The organism is Bhargavaea cecembensis (assembly GCF_000826125.2).
GTDB classification, from domain to species: domain Bacteria; phylum Bacillota; class Bacilli; order Bacillales_A; family Planococcaceae; genus Bhargavaea; species Bhargavaea cecembensis_B.
In genome coordinates, this window is record NZ_LN651372.1 from 233567 (window position 1) to 234876 (window position 1310).

Sequence of the window (1310 nt, forward strand, 5' to 3'; positions counted from 1 at the left end):
TGTTTTTTATCTCTCTCAAAAAAATAGAAAAAGACCGCTGCCTTTTGTAGAATGGAGTCACCACAACAACACACACAAAGGAGCGATCTTTTTATGTGCAATCCGAAGACTGCTACAACAGAGTATATCACAGAAATGGAGATCTTGGCAGAGGTGAACAAGCCTGAGGAAAAACGTCCAAAACGCCGGTTGGCGCCTGTCTTCAAGCCCTATGATAACCGCCAGTCCTTCGCCATCTTCGATGTCGAATCGCTGGTTCCCGATGACCATGTGGCACGTGTCATTGATGAAATGATCGAGACGATTCCGGATGATCAGCTCATTGCGCATTATTCCGGAGGCGGCCGCAGTTCTTACCACCCGAAGATGATGCTTAAGATCATTCTTTACGCCTACTCCCAAAAGGAATATTCCTGCCGGCGCATTGAAAAGCTGACAAGGGAAAGCATTCCTGCTATGTGGCTGGCCGCCGGCCAGCTTCCCGACTACCGGACCATCAATGAGTTCCGCGGGGTCCGAATGCCCAAGATGATCGATGATTTATTCGAAGCGATGGTGATGGAATTGCATCATCGCGGCTTCATTGACTTTGAAAATTACTTCCTCGATGGGACGAAAATCGAGGCGGATGCCAATAAATATTCCTTTGTATTCAAGAAAGCGGTGTTGGGATACGAGGAAAAGCTGAAAAAGAAAATCAGCGAGACCCTGCAGGAGATCCATGAGATTGCAGAGGCAGAGGGATTCGAAATGGGAAGTCTGCCTGAAGGTGATCCTTCGGTGGAGGAACTGATGGAGACCGTCTCCCGTTTGGAAGGACAGGAAGAGATCCTGACGGACAAAATTGAGAAAGAGACAGATACAGCGGTCCGCAAGGGAATCCGTAGAAAAGCTCGGTGATCCGCAGGAAGCTCAAGTCGGTCCGGGATGACTTCATTCCGAGGAAAGAGAAATATGCTGCCCAGCTTGAGGTTTGCGGAGAAGACCGGAATAGTTACTCGAAGACAGACCCGGATGCCACATTCATGCGAATGAAAGAAGATCATATGAAAAACGGCCAGCTCAAGCCCGGCTACAATATCCAGATGGCCACCGAGAACCAATTTGCTCTCTTCTATTCTGTTCACCAGCGGCCCACAGACACCCGGTGTCTGATCCCACACATGGAAGCCTACCGGGAAACTGCGCTGCCGATGCCAAAGCGCATTGTCGCGGATGCGGGATATGGAAGTGAGGAGAATTACCTGTATCTTCTCGGAGAGGAAGACGGAGAAGCGGTTGCCGATTTTCTAATCCCGTATAACACCTAC

1 protein-coding gene and 1 pseudogene are annotated in these 1310 nt (G+C 49.5%); both read left to right on the top strand.

Going from position 1 to position 1310, the window contains the following annotated elements; translation table 11 throughout:
* The first annotated feature begins 93 nt into the window (after positions 1–93).
* Complete coding sequence (locus tag BN1189_RS16855; protein WP_179860904.1) at positions 94–900, top strand: transposase; 807 nt, start codon at positions 94–96, stop codon at positions 898–900.
* Between the two features lie 83 nt (positions 901–983).
* Positions 984–1310: pseudogene (locus tag BN1189_RS16860) on the top strand (transposase); the annotation flags it as partial.